We start from the raw sequence: 14,530 nt of genomic DNA on the forward strand, positions 1-14,530 counted from the left end.
TCAGCTATGAAAATATACTGTCTCACGTTGGCGCTGTGGGGCGCTACGCTCGGGTCTACCCTAGCTCAAGACCTTCCCTACCAGATGCCACCCAGAGCTATTGCCGCTCTGGCCGACGCTCCTGCTACGCCACGCGTCAGCTTTGCTTCCAACGGGCAGTGGATGCTGCTACAGGATGTGCAGGCTATGCCCGCCATCCAGGATTTGTCGCAGCCGGAGCTGCGGGTAGCGGGCCTGCGCATCAACCCGCGCACCAACGGAGCTAGCCGGGTAAACTACGCTACCAACTTACGATTGCGCCGCCTACCCGAGGGCAAAGAACTGCTGGTGCAAGGGTTGCCAGCGAAAGCGCGCATCAGTGACGTGCAATGGTCACCGGACAATACCAAAGTAGCTTTCACCCATACCACCGCCGACCACATTGAGTTGTGGATAGTGGACGTGGCCTCCGCTTCGGCTAGGCTAATACCCAACCTGTTTTTGAACGGCATCTTTGGCATCCCGTACGAGTGGGTTTCGGATAGCAAGACCTTGGTAGCCAAAGCTGTAGTAAGCGGCCGGGGTGAGGCACCTAACACGCTAGTCACTCCTAGTGGCCCCATCGTGCAAGAAAATAGTGGTCGCACAGCTGCCGCGCGCACCTACCAAGACTTGCTGAAAAACTCTACCGATGAGCGCCTGTTCGACTACTACGGCCTGACCCAGGTAGTGAAAGTAGGCCTCGATGGTCGTATGCACCCGTTGGGCCAGCCCGGCCTTATTCAGCAAGTATCTACTTCGCCCAACGGCCGCTTTGTATTGGTAAAGCGCCGCCACCGCCCCTACTCCTACACTCTACCTTTCTACAGCTTCCCGCTGCGGGTTGAGGTAATGAATATGGAGGGCCTCGTGGTAAAAGAGCTGTCGGATCAGCCGTTGGCCGACAACGTGCCTACTAGCTTTGATGCGGTTCCTATCGGTCCTCGCTCCCACGGCTGGCGCGAAGATGCTCCTAACACTGTTTTCTGGGTAGAAGCACAGGATGGTGGCGACCCCAAGACGGAGGCTGCCGTGCGGGACCGAATTTACGCCCTGCCCGCTCCTTTCGATGGACAAGCGCAGGAGCTGGCGGCCTTACCGTTGCGCTTCCAGAATATCCGCTGGGGCACCGATAAGCTGGCTATTGTGGAGGGCTCGCGCTGGTCGGACCGGCACGAAACCACCTGGACCCTCGATCTGGCCACCAAAACGTCGCTCACGCCTCTCTTCGACCGCTCGGCGCAGGATACCTACACCGACCCTGGTACGCCGTTTATGGAGCGCAATGCCCTGGGCCGCTACGTACTTGCCACCGACGCCAACAGCGCAACTATCTATTTGCTGGGTGCCGGGGCCTCGGCGGAAGGCGACCGACCTTTTGTGGACGAGCTCGATGTGCGTACTAAGAAAAGCGCCCGGTGGTGGCGTTCGGCGGCCCCCTACTATGAGGTGCCCGTTACCATTCTGGACCCTAGCAAGCACGTGCTGGTCACGCGTCGCGAGTCGCCTCAGGAAGTGCCCAACTACTTCCTGCGCGATGCTCGCACTACCAAGCTCACCGCACTAACCAAGTTCACAAACCCCTACACCAGCTTGGGCAATCTGCAGAAGCAGGTGCTGAAATATAAGCGTGCCGATGGCGTAGACCTCACTGCAAACCTCTACCTCCCCCCCAACTACAAGAAGGAGGATGGCCCGCTGCCCACACTTATGGAGGCGTACCCGGTAGAGTTCAAGAATAAAAAGGACGCTGGTCAGGTGAAAGGGTCTCCCTACACGTTCACCCGCCTAAACTGGGGCTCTCCGGTGTACTGGGTAACCCAGGGCTACGCCGTACTGCAAGGCACTAGCATTCCTATTGTGGGGGAAGGCAATAAGGAGCCGAACGATACCTACGTGGAGCAGCTAACGGCATCAGCCAAAGCCGCCATTGATGAAGGGCAGCGTTTGGGAGTGGTAGACCCAAAGCGGGTAGCCGTAATGGGCCACAGCTACGGAGCCTTTATGACGGCCAACCTGCTTGCCCACACGAACTTGTTTAAGGCGGGTATTGCACGCAGCGGAGCGTACAACCGCACGCTTACGCTTCGGGTTTCAAGGTGAGGAGCGTACCTACTGGCAGGCGCCCGAGGTTTACAGCAACATGTCGCCCTTCAACTTCGCGGATAAGATTAAGACGCCAATCCTGCTTATCCATGGGGAAGCTGACAATAACTCCGGCACGTTCCCTATCCAGAGTGAGCGGTTCTACAACGCCCTGAAAGGCCACGGAGCTACAGTGCGCTACGTGGTGCTGCCAGCCGAAGCCCACGGCTATGCCGCCCGCGAGTCGGTAATGCACATGCTGTGGGAAATGAACACGTGGCTCGACAAGTACGTGAAAAATCCCGCCAGTGTAGGCGCCGTTACAACACCCGACGGCGCATCGGCGGCCCCGGTGAAGTAGTTGTCAGGAGTATTAAAAAAGAAACCCGCCCTTTCCCAGTGCGGGTTTCTTTTTTGGCCTGTTTCACAGCTGAACAGTAGCTATACGCCGGGCTAAATAAAATTTCACAATAGAAGTATAACCCAACTGTAAGCCGTTGCGTTTTAGACCTCAGATATAGTTTCTCACTAACTCTAGACGTCATGAAAACGCTCAAAATATATGCGGCCATGTTGTCGGCCGTTTTTGTACTTGGCAGCACTGTAGCTACTCCAGAAGTACACGCCCAGACTAAGAAAAGCTGGAGCAAAAAAGCAAAAGGTGCGGCCATTGGTGGAGGTGCCGGTGCTGTAACTGGTGCTGTAGTAGGCGGTGGTAAAGGCGCCGTAGTAGGCGGTGTAGTAGGCGCCGCCGCAGGTGGCGTAATTGGCCGGAAAAAGGACAAGAAGAGAGACCCAGCCCGCTACGAAGCATATAAAAAATAAGCAACTAGCTTCAACAAAAAGCCCCGCTCTGTTCAGAGCGGGGCTTTTTGTTGAAGCTAGTTGCCACCTACCCGCAGCTGGGCATCCGGTGTAGCCGGGCAAACGGGCTAGGCGTCTTCGTGAAGCTTGAGGCTATTAGCAACCGCAGCCACCCGCCGCGCTTGCGTCATCTGCTCCTACCGCTGGGCTGGGGCCACAGTCGAAGAGGCCGAAGTGCTGGCTTTGGTCGCCGATGACGCGGAAGTGGGTTGCATAACGAGTTTCGCCCACCATAGCTGCCGTGTTGCCGCAGACCAGCATGGGCCGCCCCGTCTCAAACCGGTGATGGTCGTCGAGAGAGAAGGCGTGCGGATGGCCGGGCAAGGTGCCCAAGTAGGTTGCTACCTGACCGTGGTCTTCGCACCGGTCTTCCAGGTGCGGGAGCTTAAAAGCCCGCACCGTGAGAGAGTAAAACTTGATGTTGCCTACCTTCTGCTCAATCTCAGGGTTGCCGATGGTTAGAAGGCGGCTGGCCGTGAGTCGGTAGTCGCGAATACCGATGTGGTGAAGCAGGCGGCGAAAGTCTTCGGTATACATGGCCCCGCTGAGGCACTCCCCGTACAGCACGGGGTCTTGGCGCAGCACTTCGGGAATACGGCGGTCGGCAAATACGTCGGAGATGTGTAGTTCGCCGCCGGGCTTCAGCACTCGGAAGATTTCCCGGTACGTGGCTTCTTTATCGGTGCTCAGGTTGATGACGCAGTTGCTTACTACCACATCCACGCTGTTGTCGGGGATATTGGCCGTGCGCAGGTCTTCAATGTAGCCGTGACGAAACTCAACGTTAGGCTGCTGATAGCCAAAACGCTCGGTGTGCGCTTGCACGTGGCGACGGGCTACGGATAGCTGCTCCTCCGTCATATCCACCCCAATTACGTGGCCTTGCTCTCCCACCAGCTTCGACAGCAGGTAGGCGTCGCGGCCACTGCCGCTGCCTAGGTCGAGTACGGTGCAGCCTTCCACGGCCGGGGGCACGGCCACGCCGCAGCCGTAGTATTTCTCTAGCACTTCGGGCTCAAGCTGGGCCAGAATCTGTCGGTGCTCAAGCGGAATATCATCGGTGCAGCAGGCGTTAGTTTGCAGGTCGTCTTGCGTGCGAAGCTGGCGGCCGTAGTACTCCTGTACCTGTTGTTGGGTGAGGGTTTCCATGGATGGGTTCGTGTAAGCGGCTGGATGCCTTCTAGCCGAATATAGTATACGCAACAATACGCAACACACAACCCCCCGGATTTGTGTTGGAGGCCGAATGCAACCCCGTGCCTACTTAAGGCAGTATGAGGAAAATGCAGCTATTCGTGTATTCTTCCCTTTCCGACTCGGCCCGCGCTTACCTGCTCGGTCAGCTTCCCGCCAACGTTCAGGCTACTTTCCGCCACGACTTACCCGATGCTGAGCAGCGGCCCGCGCTGCAAAAAGCCGATGTACTACTGGGCAACCCACCACTCGAGTGGCTAGCGGAGGACGCACTAGTGAACATACAGTTCTGGCAAATCGACTCGGCGGGTATCGACCGGTACCAACACTTGCGCGTTTCGGCACCAGTAGCCAACGTGGGCGACTTGTTTGCCTGGCCCTGCGCCGAAACCATGGTAGCCGGCTTGCTGGCTTTGTACCGCTACGTACCAGAGTTGGCCGTGTGGCAAACGCAACGCCACTGGATAGGCGCGCCCCTGCGCAACCGCATGGGACTGCTACGCGAGAAGCGCGTTATTATTCTGGGTAGCGGCACTATTGGGCAGGCCGTGGCCCAGCAGCTCAGCGGGTTTCAGTGCGCCGTGCGCTTCCTGGCCCGCACCGATCCGCAGGCGCAGCTGCATTCCAAGGAAGAACTACGAGCCGCCCTCCCCGACACGGACATTGTAGTAAACTGCCTACCTGGTAGCGCCGACAACTTCTTTTCTGCCGACCTGATTGCGGCTATGCCACCGCATAGCATCTACGCCAGCGTGGGCCGGGGCAACACCACCGACGAAGTGGCACTTATTGCGGCCTTGCAGGCAGGCCGCTTGGGCGGGGCCGTGCTAGACGTGACGATGCAGGAGCCCCTACCTACCGACAGCCCGCTTTGGACTCTTCCCCGGGTTTTGCTTACTCAGCACAGCGGCGGCGGCCAGCCTGGCGAAGACGAAGGAAAAGTAGCTGTCTTTCTGCGCAACCTGCACCACTTGCTTCAGCAAGAGCCCTTAGAAAACCTGGTAGAGTTGGGCCGCGGCTACTAGGTACGGCCTCCAAGCCTTTGTCACCGGCTCAAAATACCGTTACCCGCGGGTGCACGAGCTAGCCTGAGAACTATTGGCAGGCCTAATGCAGATAGTTCTTAGGCTAGGACAGCGCCTAAGAAATTTCTTACTTCGCTTGTACCCGATGCAACCCCTAGAATGCAAGAGATGCTCTAGCTACTACCCATCTCTTATTCTGTATATATGCGTCGATACTACTCTCTTCTATTGGGCGGAGTGCTGCTAACCAGCCTAACGGCCTGCCCCCTCATTTCTCCCATCGAGCGAATACCGATACCCGTTTACAAGCCGCTGCTGATGGCCCGGCCTCAGCTAGAGCAGGCGGTGGCCGTGCTGCCACCTCGCGACATGCATAACACCGGCAAAATCTTCCTCCGCGACCCCTACATTCTCATTAACGAACGATATCAGGGAGTCACATCATCAATAACCAAGACCCAAGCCACCCCCGCCCAGTTGCCTTTTTGCGCATTCCTGGCAATGTAGACGTGGCAATGAAGGGCAACCTGCTCTACGCCGACAGTGGCCCCGACCTTCTCACCTTCGACCTTTCGAACGTGCAGGAAGCGCGCCTTCTCCACCGCGTACGCGAGGCCGTGCCCGAGCTACCCATGCCCGAAACCGGGGATGTTCCCACTGAATACCAACCCCAAAACCGCCCCGCCGATGCGGTAGTGGTGGGCTGGCAGAAACTATAATCTATTCTTCCCCCATCCTATGCGGTTCCTATCTACCCTCCTTATTTCTACCCTGGCCGGCAGCTTGGCCGTGGCGCTTAGTAGCTGCAGCGCCAACAACGACGCCAGCCCCGCCAGCGCCGACTTGGCCGCCGGGAATGATGGCAAAGCTGGTTCATTGGCCCGCTTTTCGGTGCTCAACAACACGCTCTACGTCGTCGATAACAACAGCCTCCGCTTGTTTAGCCTTACCAATCCGGCTGCTCCGGAGCGGGGAGCCGTGGTGCCGCTGGGGTTCGGTATCGAAACTATTTACCCGCGGGCACCCTACCTGTTCTTGGGTACCAACGGGGTATGTACATCTTCGATGCTGGTGTGCCGGCCCAGCCCAAACGAATGGCGTTTTATGAGCACGTAGTAAGCTGCGACCCCGTAGTGGTAGATGATAACTACGCCTACGTAACTCTACGCGACGGCCGCACATGCGGTGGTGGCCCCAATCAGCTCCAGGTAATTGACCTCAGCAACCTGAGTGCCCCACGCCTAGCCCAGTCCTACCCCATGCGCCACCCAATGGGCCTGGGCGTAGACAGCACCCTACTGTTTGTGTGCGATAAAGACGAGCTTAAGGTATTTAGCACCAGCACCACGCCCGTGTTGCCGGCTCCGCAAAGCTTCAGCATCAACGTGTCGGATGTGATTCCGCACCGCGGGCAACTGCTGGCTATTGGACCCGACGGCTTGTACCAGTACCGTTACACGGGTGGTAAGCTTACTCCTTTGAGCCACTTGCCCATCACGCCTACCAAGTAATGCGCGCCATTTTTGTAGCAGGGTGGCTGAGTGCTGGGCTGCTAGGTACTAGCACAACCGCTCATGGTCAAGGAGGTGCAACTCCCCAGCCGGAGCACCTGCTGAACGTCAAGCTGAACTTGTTCCCTATTGTTGCCGGCGGGTACCACGTCAGCGTCGAGAAGATGTGGCGGGCGACATCTCGCCACGCCTGATGCTCACGCCCCAACTGTACCACGGCGCCGTCAAGGCTCTCACCTCCGACTTAAGCGAGGGCGCCCACGACCGGGTTCGGGGCTATGGGTTGGAGGCGCAGCACCGTATTTATCTAAGTGGGCGCGCCGCAGGAGCCCAAGGGCCTTATGTAGCGTATGGGCCGAGCTACCAGCATTTCCGCATGCAGTTTGACGCCAAAAGCTGGGCAGCGGAGCGCAGCCCCGATGGACTGTCATACTACGAATACCGCCTGCGTAGGCAATCAGAAACCATTGACCGGTACGGTGCCACCCTCGTGGTAGGCAACCAGTTTTTCTTGCCCGAGCTACCCGTTTTGTTTGATGTTTTCCTGGGCCTAGGCGTACGCAAAGCATCCTCCCGCGCTACCATACACGGCAACTATTACCAGAGTGGGATGAGTAACTACGGCAGCGAAGGCCGCTACATCAGTATTGGATTTCGAGCGGGCGTCGCCCTCTGATACTAGAGCCTCTTGCGGGGCGTGTTGGGATACTTGGTAATACTACCGGCTTACTCCAATACGCCCCACGCTTACTATTGCTATGCCATGAGCTGTAGCATTTGGCGGGCATTATGAATAGCCGAGCCCCCAATGTCATTGTTGAAGTACAAGTAGGCCTGCTGTAAGCCCGGCGCAGATTGCACTTGCTCTTGGATGCGGTGCAGAGCCTCGGAACTGTAAGGGGAGTGATAGAGTTGGGGCACGCCGTGAAAGCGGTAGTACAGCAGGGGCGTGTTCGTGACTACTTCATCGGGCAGATCAGGGTGACTCTGGCCGCAAAAAGTCACGCGGCGACGAGCAAGCTCGGCGTACACGTTCCCATTCCACCAGCTGGGGTGCCGAAACTCGAGCACGTTGGCGAAGGCTGGATCCAAGCTGTCGAGGGTGCGTTGGAGACGGTCTTCGTGGTAGGCAGCTTTGGGCGGCAACTGAAATAGTACCGGCCCTAGCTTCTCGCGCAAGCCTTCCTGCAGAGTACCATAAAAGTCGGACAGAAGCTGGCTGACGTTGTTGAACTGCTTGTAGTGGGTAATTAGTCGCGGCGCTTTCACCGAAAAAGTAAAGTCGGCGGGGCTGATCTGATACCAGTTTTCCAGGAAAGACAGCTGTGGAAACCGGTAGAACGTCACGTTCAGCTCCAGCGTACGAAAGTGCTGGCTGTAGTAGTCGAACCATAGCCGCTGGGGCAGCTTTTCGGGGTAGAATACTCCTTTCCAATGGCGGTAATGATAACCTGAGCAACCAATATGGTAGGTAGGCATGGGCAGAGCATGTAGCGAATAAGTGCTTGTTCCTACGCTTTCAACCCCCAGTAAGTGACACCTTGCCCTGTTGTTTTACCACGAGCTCCACGGTAGGCAAGGCAGTTTTCCTACGCTCTTACCTTCCCAGATGCCAACTGGCGCTGCGGTTGGTACCTCTCAACACAGAGCAGGCGTTTCACGTACGCAACTCCTAAGCCGTAGCTTGGTGCTGCCCGGGCCGTTTCCTCGCCAAAGTGGCCGTTTCTATTTTTTCCCGCCTTGCCCGCTATGAGTAGCCTTCGTTCCTTCCACGCCGAATCTGAAACTGCCCTTTGGCAGCAAGTTGCAGCCGATCTTCAGCAGCAAGAAGACATCCTTGAGTATAGTGCCGACTTACACGAGGGAGGCTACCAGATGCGTTTGGAGTTGGAGGTAGACTTGGGTGGCGGCTTTGAGGGCGGCTATGAAACAACCAGCTTCATGGCGCTGGTACCAGGGGCCCCCACCTTGCGTTTCGCCTTACACGAGCAGGATTGGATACATCAGCTGGGGAAGGCCCTGGGCATGCAAGATGTGCAAGTGGGCGACCCGGAGCTGGATGCAGCGTACATAATCAAAACCAATGAACCGGGCCGCTTGCAGCAACTGCTGGCAGAGCCTGGTGTGCGTGCAGTTCTGCTGAAATACCAAGAGCTACGCCTAGATCTGGTGGCGGCTCCCGAGGATACTCCCGGCGGGGTGTGGCTAACGTTTATCAAAGAACAGGCTATTGTGGAGCCCGAGGCCCTGCGAGAAATCTACCACATGCTCCTGACCCTACTACGCCATTTGTCGCCAGCGTCTGCTAACCCCAGCAGACGCTAAGTACTGCTTCTCACAGCAACGCTGATGTCCCTTATTGATAAGATTGCCTGGCTTCACCTACATGAAGGGCGCATTCTGAGCACCCGCAGCCGGGGCAAAGACCGGTACTACTTGCCCGGTGGAAAGCGGGAGCCCGGCGAAACCGATGCCCAAACGCTCGTGCGGGAAATACGCGAGGAGCTAACAGTAGAACTGGACCCGGGCACCCTCGTGCATGTAGGCACCTTTACGGCGCCAGCCACGGTCATCCGGATGGGGTACTGGTCCAGATGACGTGCTACTCCGGACACTACGCTGGCCACTTGCAGCCCGCCGCTGAAATTGCGGAAGTTCTGTGGCTCACCTACCGCCACCGCCCGCTGGTGTCTGCTGTAGACCAAATCATCTTTGATTGGTTGCGCGCACAACATCAACTCGCCGACTAAAGTACCCGCAGCTTCTTTGCTTCGCGAGGATACGCTAGCGGCTGCACACTTTTCACTTCTACCCTACGCGCTATGCAGTCGCCTCAGCAACCCGAACTTCCTACCTGGGTTTTCTTGCTCCTCCGGTTTGGCTCGGCAGCGCTGGTAGTAGGGCTAGCGTGGTACCTGGTAAAGTGCCAGGGGTAGCAGACTCTTGCGCGGGTGCTACACTGCTTTACTTTCCTGACTACTCCAATAGCCGGATGGCAACAAAAAAATATTTGTTTACTTTGAAATGCAAAGTTCTTTTATATCCTTTGCATCACTCCGGCTTACTACCAGGACCGGCAGCTGCTAGGAGACAGAAACACACACAAGCTTGATTCTCTGGGCTACGCTTCTACTGCAAGGATGCTTACCAAAGGCTTCTAATAGAATCTGTGTCTTCTGCTGCTGCTACTTGCTTCCTACGGCTTTTCTCATCTGTTGTACGTCAAACACACTACTGTCATGACACTCGCTAAAAGCGTTACTCGCGTTGCCTTGGCTACGGGGCTTCTGTTGCTCATTCCCTTGACAGCCAAGCTGTTTATTGCCGAAATGGCTTGGAGTGTGGGCGACTTTGTTGCTGCGGGCATTCTACTGTTCGGGGCTGGTCTCACGTTCGTGTTGATTGCGCGAATGAGCGACAGCACCGCGTATAGATTGGCCGTGGGCGTAGCAGTAGCGGCCGGGCTCTTACTTGTGTGGGCGAATTTGGCCGTGGGCCTCGTCGGGAGCGAAGACAACCCTGCTAATCTGCTCTACCTGGGGGTGCTGGCCGTGGCGCTCATCGGGGCCTTTGTGGCGCGGTTCCGGCCGTTGGGCATGTCGAATGCCATGTTTGCGGCGTCGCTCACCTACATCGTGGTTACTGCCGTGGCGCTGTTTGTCTGGACCCCGACGGGTGTGGCGGCGGAGCCCCAGGTGAAGCTGCTGAATGTGCTGGTTGCCAATGGTGCTTTTGCCGCCATCTGGGCGGTTTCGGGCTGGCTGTTTCGCCGCGCCACCAACTCGCACCGGCAACTGGCTTAGAGGAACAGACTCTGAACCCCATCATTCCTGAACCTTACCTGATACTCCTATGGCGATATCCCAATTTGTAATGGCAGGCATCCTGCTGCTGGTCTTGGGCCTCCTGTATCTGCTAGTAGCCAGCCGGGGCCGCAGTGGCACCTACAAACTGGCTGCAGGAGTAGCCACGGCGGCTTCCCTCCTGCTGGTGTGGGGCAACCTGGCCGTGGGCTTCATAGGCAGCGAAGACAACCCCATGAATCTGCTGTATGGAGCGGTGCTAGCCGTTGGCTTCATTGGGGCGGCAGTGGCCCGGCTTCAGCCCCAGGGTATGGCTCGTGCTATGTTTGCCGCCGCGCTTACTCAGTTTGCTGTGCCGCTTGTCGCTCTCCTGATCAAGCGGCCTGAGCTTAACATGGGTGTACTGTGGGTGATTGTGCTGAATACTGTTTTTGCTGGGCTGTGGGTGGCGGCGGGATGGCTATTCCGCCGTGCCACCACTATTAGTTCGGGAATAGGCCGGCAGATAGCGTAATGAGAGGGACCACAAATGGCATCAGCTCGACAATGCAGTAGCCAACTATTCTACAAGCCATATCCTTACGCTATAGACATTTCACGTTATATCATATCGTTATTACAGAAATAAGCAACGCACCAAGACCCAAGTGGTTTTGGTGCGTTTCGTTTGTTGCTATAGGCGCTACCCTACTTGCACGAACATACTGCTGCATACCACCTCATGCCGAATAGTTTCAGGAAGAATGTGCATCCTACCGTTCGCACTACCTGCAAATGGATTTGCCTTGGCGCAGTTCGCAGCCCGCTTATACTAGTCAGGCAACTAACCGAATCATATAAGTTTGAACGATAGAGCAGTTTCCCTCCTAGAGTATATTCGGTTACACTTCTTGGTCAGACGGAGCTCAGAGTGAAGCAGAATATGAGAGCAAACGCAGCCTCCGTTTATGAAGCACTATTGTAGGTGCATGACAGCCAGCGAAGCTATTACACGCAGTATTTATCAACTCCAGAACCATGAAGTTTTCACTTGCCCTTTTGCTGCTAGTTGCTGTTGAAGCAAAGCCCTATCTCCACCAAGTAAGTGCTGCAGCCGGCAAAGTAGTTTATCAATCAGGGGACTTAACCATCGTGCAAGTCTCTAAAGGCACCTTTGTTCATACTTCTTTCTTGAGCACCGAAAGCTTCGGCAAAGTGCCTTGCAACGGCCTAATCGTGAAAAGCGGAAAAGAAACCGTCGTGTTCGACACTCCTACTCATGACAAGGAATCAAAAGAACTGATTGCCTGGATAAAAAAGGATCTTCACTGTACGATAAAGGCGATAATCCCAACGCATTTCCACGACGATTGTGTTGGCGGCTTAAAGGAGTTTGAACAAAGCAAAATTCCGTCTTATGCCAGCGAGAAGACCATTGCGTATGCCAAGCAGAGTGGAGCCAACGTTCCGCAGCACGGATTCACGGATAGCCTTGCTTTACGAGTTGGCAAGACCAAAGTCTACGCTGCTTTTTGGGGAGAGGGGCATACCAAAGACAATGTGGTGGGGTATTTCCCGGATGATGAAGTGCTGTTTGGCGGGTGCTTAGTTAAAGAGTTGCAAGCTGGAAAAGGCAACCTCGCCGACGCCAATGCCCAAGCATGGCCCGCAACCGTGGAAAGGGTGAAACGAGAGTATCCTAATGTGAAAGTTGTCGTTCCGGGGCATGGCAAAGTTGGCGACCAAAGCCTACTCGACTACACTATCCAACTCTTCCAGCAACCGTAGCCTATTGGTTACTGGAAGCTGCCAGTATAGCAGAGTTATGCTTTCTCAATACAGAAATCTGAGCCTGCTTAGTGCACCAAACCCAGACCGTCCGCCTCTAGAGCAGCTACTTCAACCGGACTTGTTCCTAGGTAGTCTGCCGCTACGCATCAGTAGAGTATAACCTCTATTACCCAACAGGTCACGAGTTACCGGCTCGGGCCAATTAGGGGCACGGTACTGCTGCCGTAAGAGCAAATCAGGCACCAGCCGCGAAAACGCTATAACTTGCTGGCAAGCTACGTGAAGCAAAAACGCGTAACTATCTGCAAACAAGAATCAAGAAACGAACACATAGAATATGGCTTCAGGTTTTTTTGCGCTACTGGATGATATTTCCGCTTTGGTAAAGGCAAGCGCCGCTAGTTTAGATGACGTGCCTACCAGGTAGCCAAAACCACCGGTAAAGTTTCCGGCATTGTCATCGACGATACGGCGGTTACGCCCAAGTATGTGGTGGGCCTGGACCCATCCCGTGAGCTTTCCATCATTTACCGGATAGCGAAAAAGTCACTGATCAATAAAATATTCATTCTGAGTCCGGCGGCCTTGTTGCTGGGGTACTTCGCTCCTTGGGCCATTACGCCCATCCTTATGTTGGGCGGGGCTTACTTATGCTTCGAGGGGTATGAAAAGGTGCACTCCATGTTCAGCAAGCACCACGACGAGCAGGCTGAAAGCGAGCAGCTACAAGAGATTACGCCAGAGGAGCTGGAACAGGAACGGGTGGCGGGAGCCGTTCGCACCGATATCATTCTGTCAGCCGAAATCATAGCCATTGCCTATAGCCAGGTAGCCGACCAGCCCATCATCAACCAGATTGTCGTAATGCTGGCCGTGGCCGTGTTTATTACCGTGGCGGTATATGGCTTTGTGGGCCTGCTTGTGAAAGCCGACGATATAGGGGTGCACCTCGCCCAAGACAAATACCACCCCGCTGTGCAAAAATTGGGGCGCGGTATCGTGAAATTTATGCCGCACTTCCTGCGTATCCTCGGGTATGTAGGTACGGCGGCCATGCTGTGGGTAGGGGCCGAAATCATAGCTCACGGCATTCCGTTTACCGCTCACTTACTGCACGATTTGGAACAGGCGTTAGCGCACATACCCGCTGTGGCCTGGCTTGCCAAGGCACTGGCCTGTGCTATTGGCGGGCTACTGATTGGTTTTGTAGTTGAGAAACTAGTGCTTCTGTTCAAGAAGGTATTCAGCAAGCAAAAATGAGCCGCGCCATTGTAGGTACGGTCTCCGCCTCATAGCTAGTCACGAGCTATAGCGCTAGTTGGGGAATGCTGGGGTGCTGATCGTCGGCTTCATCGGGGCCATTGTGGCGAGATAGTGAAACTAGCTAAGCGTCACTTGCCACTTGCTTCTTCCTGCGTAGCTTGGCAGCAAGCTTGTCAAGCCTTGAGTCAAACAACGCTAATATTTACTAGTGGATATTCATTCCCTACAAATACCAGCGATACTAACCAGCAATAATCTAGAAAATGCCAAGCAAAAAAAGCTTTCAGCTAACGCTGCTCATAACTAACCTATTTATCACCTGTCCTAGTATAGCACTGGCGCAAGCACTGGCTAATAACACACCTGGCTATATTGTAACCATTCAAGGTGATACTATCAAGGGTACATTAACCGTTCCGCGCTTTGCCACCACCGAAGGCGTCATCTTGCACCAGACCAGTCAGAGCGCAGAGAAGAAATATACCGTTCAGGATTTGCGCGCCTTTGGGCTGCAAGATGGTCGACGCTTTGTTAAGCGTACCATTCCAACTAACCGCAACTCTGAATCTGGCGTAGTTGATTCTTCAACTGTTTTCTTCCAGCACCTAGTAGCAGGCGAGGCCAACTTCTACCGGTACGACTTCAACGCGGCTCATAATAATCCCAATCAACTATACGCTTCTTCCGAAACGGCACAATATTTTATCGACATTGCTAACAGCAGTCCGGTAGGAGTGCAACGCCGTACCCACCAGGCTACCTTGGCAGCGTTATTCAAAGATTGTCTGGAAGTAGTGAAGTTGATACCACGCACGACATTCACTGAGCGCGGCCTAAGCAATCTTGCCTTACGCTACGACACCCTGTGTCAAGCGAGCACCAAAGCTTATGATTACCGGCTTCCGGAAGAGCGCAATACAACCCAGCTTTTGGTAAGCCTGCGGGCTGGCCTACAAAATGGTCAGTTGTCATACCGGTCATCTGATTATTTCTGATG

General features: G+C 55.4%; 19 protein-coding genes and 1 pseudogene. 18 read left to right on the forward strand and 2 right to left on the reverse strand.

What is annotated here, in order from left to right; genetic code table 11:
* The first annotated feature begins 6 nt into the window (after positions 1 to 6).
* From VI25_RS27530 to VI25_RS01215, 3 genes are all read left to right on the forward strand, one after another.
* A complete protein-coding gene (locus VI25_RS27530; RefSeq protein ID WP_262489896.1) occupies positions 7 to 2,121 on the forward strand; it encodes an alpha/beta hydrolase family protein in 2,115 nt (704 codons plus the stop codon).
* 40 nt (positions 2,122 to 2,161) lie between these two features.
* On the forward strand, positions 2,162 to 2,464 hold the full coding sequence (locus tag VI25_RS27535; RefSeq protein ID WP_262489897.1) for an alpha/beta hydrolase family protein: 303 nt from the start codon (positions 2,162 to 2,164) through the stop codon (positions 2,462 to 2,464).
* A gap of 182 nt (positions 2,465 to 2,646) precedes the next feature.
* Complete coding sequence (locus VI25_RS01215; protein ID WP_045689651.1) at positions 2,647 to 2,928, forward strand: YMGG-like glycine zipper-containing protein; 282 nt, start codon at positions 2,647 to 2,649, stop codon at positions 2,926 to 2,928.
* Between the two features lie 135 nt (positions 2,929 to 3,063).
* Here VI25_RS01215 and VI25_RS01220 read toward each other — a convergent pair whose 3' ends face one another.
* Positions 3,064 to 4,116 (reverse strand): methyltransferase domain-containing protein, encoded by a 1,053-nt coding sequence (locus VI25_RS01220; RefSeq protein WP_045689652.1) that lies wholly within the window; start codon positions 4,114 to 4,116, stop codon positions 3,064 to 3,066.
* Positions 4,117 to 4,241: 125 nt separating this feature from the next.
* Between VI25_RS01220 and VI25_RS01225 the strand changes: the two genes are divergently transcribed.
* From VI25_RS01225 to VI25_RS01255, 7 genes are all read left to right on the forward strand, one after another.
* Positions 4,242 to 5,186, forward strand: a complete 945-nt coding sequence (locus tag VI25_RS01225) for a D-2-hydroxyacid dehydrogenase (RefSeq protein WP_316934219.1) — start codon at positions 4,242 to 4,244, stop codon at positions 5,184 to 5,186.
* A 204-nt stretch (positions 5,187 to 5,390) separates the two neighbouring features.
* Positions 5,391 to 5,693, forward strand: coding sequence for a hypothetical protein (locus VI25_RS01230; RefSeq protein WP_045689654.1), 303 nt, complete (start codon positions 5,391 to 5,393; stop codon positions 5,691 to 5,693).
* A complete protein-coding gene (locus tag VI25_RS01235) occupies positions 5,672 to 5,905 on the forward strand; it encodes a hypothetical protein (protein WP_045689655.1) in 234 nt (77 codons plus the stop codon). Before VI25_RS01230 ends, VI25_RS01235 begins: the two co-directional genes overlap by 22 nt.
* Before the next feature lie 19 nt (positions 5,906 to 5,924).
* Complete coding sequence (locus VI25_RS24555) at positions 5,925 to 6,302, forward strand: hypothetical protein (RefSeq protein ID WP_052695410.1); 378 nt, start codon at positions 5,925 to 5,927, stop codon at positions 6,300 to 6,302.
* Positions 6,239 to 6,697, forward strand: a complete 459-nt coding sequence (locus VI25_RS01245) for a hypothetical protein (RefSeq protein WP_082455346.1) — start codon at positions 6,239 to 6,241, stop codon at positions 6,695 to 6,697. Before VI25_RS24555 ends, VI25_RS01245 begins: the two co-directional genes overlap by 64 nt.
* Positions 6,697 to 6,891 carry a hypothetical protein gene (locus tag VI25_RS01250; protein ID WP_045689656.1) on the forward strand — a complete coding sequence of 65 codons (195 nt, stop codon included), beginning with the start codon at positions 6,697 to 6,699 and terminating at the stop codon, positions 6,889 to 6,891. The genes VI25_RS01245 and VI25_RS01250 overlap by 1 nt, the downstream gene beginning before the upstream one ends.
* On the forward strand, positions 6,864 to 7,373 hold the full coding sequence (locus VI25_RS01255) for a hypothetical protein (RefSeq protein WP_055562188.1): 510 nt from the start codon (positions 6,864 to 6,866) through the stop codon (positions 7,371 to 7,373). Before VI25_RS01250 ends, VI25_RS01255 begins: the two co-directional genes overlap by 28 nt.
* 80 nt (positions 7,374 to 7,453) lie before the next feature.
* Here VI25_RS01255 and VI25_RS01260 read toward each other — a convergent pair whose 3' ends face one another.
* Positions 7,454 to 8,176 (reverse strand): DUF72 domain-containing protein, encoded by a 723-nt coding sequence (locus tag VI25_RS01260; RefSeq protein WP_045689658.1) that lies wholly within the window; start codon positions 8,174 to 8,176, stop codon positions 7,454 to 7,456.
* Positions 8,177 to 8,446: 270 nt separating this feature from the next.
* Here VI25_RS01260 and VI25_RS01265 point away from each other — a divergent pair, with 270 nt between their 5' ends.
* From VI25_RS01265 to VI25_RS01295, 8 genes and pseudogenes are all read left to right on the forward strand, one after another.
* Positions 8,447 to 9,022: a hypothetical protein gene (locus VI25_RS01265; protein ID WP_052695412.1), complete on the forward strand. Its 576-nt coding sequence runs from the start codon at positions 8,447 to 8,449 to the stop codon at positions 9,020 to 9,022.
* Positions 9,023 to 9,046: 24 nt separating this feature from the next.
* Complete coding sequence (locus VI25_RS26295; RefSeq protein ID WP_236704829.1) at positions 9,047 to 9,295, forward strand: NUDIX hydrolase; 249 nt, start codon at positions 9,047 to 9,049, stop codon at positions 9,293 to 9,295.
* Positions 9,292 to 9,447 carry a hypothetical protein gene (locus VI25_RS26300; RefSeq protein WP_236704830.1) on the forward strand — a complete coding sequence of 52 codons (156 nt, stop codon included), beginning with the start codon at positions 9,292 to 9,294 and terminating at the stop codon, positions 9,445 to 9,447. The genes VI25_RS26295 and VI25_RS26300 overlap by 4 nt, the downstream gene beginning before the upstream one ends.
* 489 nt (positions 9,448 to 9,936) lie before the next feature.
* Positions 9,937 to 10,500 (forward strand): hypothetical protein, encoded by a 564-nt coding sequence (locus tag VI25_RS01275; protein ID WP_045689659.1) that lies wholly within the window; start codon positions 9,937 to 9,939, stop codon positions 10,498 to 10,500.
* 49 nt (positions 10,501 to 10,549) lie between these two features.
* On the forward strand, positions 10,550 to 11,014 hold the full coding sequence (locus tag VI25_RS01280; RefSeq protein WP_045689660.1) for a hypothetical protein: 465 nt from the start codon (positions 10,550 to 10,552) through the stop codon (positions 11,012 to 11,014).
* Positions 11,015 to 11,517: 503 nt separating this feature from the next.
* The gene (gene bla, locus VI25_RS01285) at positions 11,518 to 12,267 is read left to right on the forward strand and encodes a subclass B1 metallo-beta-lactamase (RefSeq protein WP_055562189.1); all 750 of its coding nucleotides are present in this window, start codon (positions 11,518 to 11,520) and stop codon (positions 12,265 to 12,267) included.
* A 340-nt stretch (positions 12,268 to 12,607) separates the two neighbouring features.
* Positions 12,608 to 13,530: pseudogene (locus VI25_RS01290) on the forward strand (DUF808 domain-containing protein).
* Positions 13,531 to 13,796: 266 nt separating this feature from the next.
* Positions 13,797 to 14,528, forward strand: coding sequence for a hypothetical protein (locus VI25_RS01295; protein WP_045689661.1), 732 nt, complete (start codon positions 13,797 to 13,799; stop codon positions 14,526 to 14,528).
* Positions 14,529 to 14,530: the final 2 nt, after the last annotated feature.

Source organism: Hymenobacter sp. AT01-02, from assembly GCF_000961955.2.
GTDB lineage: Bacteria > Bacteroidota > Bacteroidia > Cytophagales > Hymenobacteraceae > Hymenobacter > Hymenobacter mucosus.

Bases quoted from the DNA above. Each gene is read 5' to 3' on its own strand.
- VI25_RS01245 (WP_082455346.1), top strand. From the start codon at position 6,239: ATGTACATCTTCGATGCTGGTGTGCCGGCCCAGCCCAAACGAATGGCG.
- VI25_RS01295 (WP_045689661.1), top strand. From the start codon at position 13,797: ATGCCAAGCAAAAAAAGCTTTCAGCTAACGCTGCTCATAACTAACCTA.
- VI25_RS24555 (WP_052695410.1), top strand. From the start codon at position 5,925: ATGCGGTTCCTATCTACCCTCCTTATTTCTACCCTGGCCGGCAGCTTG.
- VI25_RS26295 (WP_236704829.1), top strand. From the start codon at position 9,047: ATGTCCCTTATTGATAAGATTGCCTGGCTTCACCTACATGAAGGGCGC.
- VI25_RS01250 (WP_045689656.1), top strand. From the start codon at position 6,697: ATGCGCGCCATTTTTGTAGCAGGGTGGCTGAGTGCTGGGCTGCTAGGT.
- VI25_RS27535 (WP_262489897.1), top strand. From the start codon at position 2,162: ATGTCGCCCTTCAACTTCGCGGATAAGATTAAGACGCCAATCCTGCTT.
- VI25_RS27530 (WP_262489896.1), top strand. From the start codon at position 7: ATGAAAATATACTGTCTCACGTTGGCGCTGTGGGGCGCTACGCTCGGG.
- VI25_RS01265 (WP_052695412.1), top strand. From the start codon at position 8,447: ATGAGTAGCCTTCGTTCCTTCCACGCCGAATCTGAAACTGCCCTTTGG.
- VI25_RS01260 (WP_045689658.1), bottom strand. From the start codon at position 8,176: ATGCCTACCTACCATATTGGTTGCTCAGGTTATCATTACCGCCATTGG.
- VI25_RS01280 (WP_045689660.1), top strand. From the start codon at position 10,550: ATGGCGATATCCCAATTTGTAATGGCAGGCATCCTGCTGCTGGTCTTG.
- VI25_RS26300 (WP_236704830.1), top strand. From the start codon at position 9,292: ATGACGTGCTACTCCGGACACTACGCTGGCCACTTGCAGCCCGCCGCT.
- VI25_RS01220 (WP_045689652.1), bottom strand. From the start codon at position 4,116: ATGGAAACCCTCACCCAACAACAGGTACAGGAGTACTACGGCCGCCAG.
- VI25_RS01230 (WP_045689654.1), top strand. From the start codon at position 5,391: ATGCGTCGATACTACTCTCTTCTATTGGGCGGAGTGCTGCTAACCAGC.
- VI25_RS01275 (WP_045689659.1), top strand. From the start codon at position 9,937: ATGACACTCGCTAAAAGCGTTACTCGCGTTGCCTTGGCTACGGGGCTT.
- VI25_RS01225 (WP_316934219.1), top strand. From the start codon at position 4,242: ATGAGGAAAATGCAGCTATTCGTGTATTCTTCCCTTTCCGACTCGGCC.
- VI25_RS01215 (WP_045689651.1), top strand. From the start codon at position 2,647: ATGAAAACGCTCAAAATATATGCGGCCATGTTGTCGGCCGTTTTTGTA.
- bla (WP_055562189.1), top strand. From the start codon at position 11,518: ATGAAGTTTTCACTTGCCCTTTTGCTGCTAGTTGCTGTTGAAGCAAAG.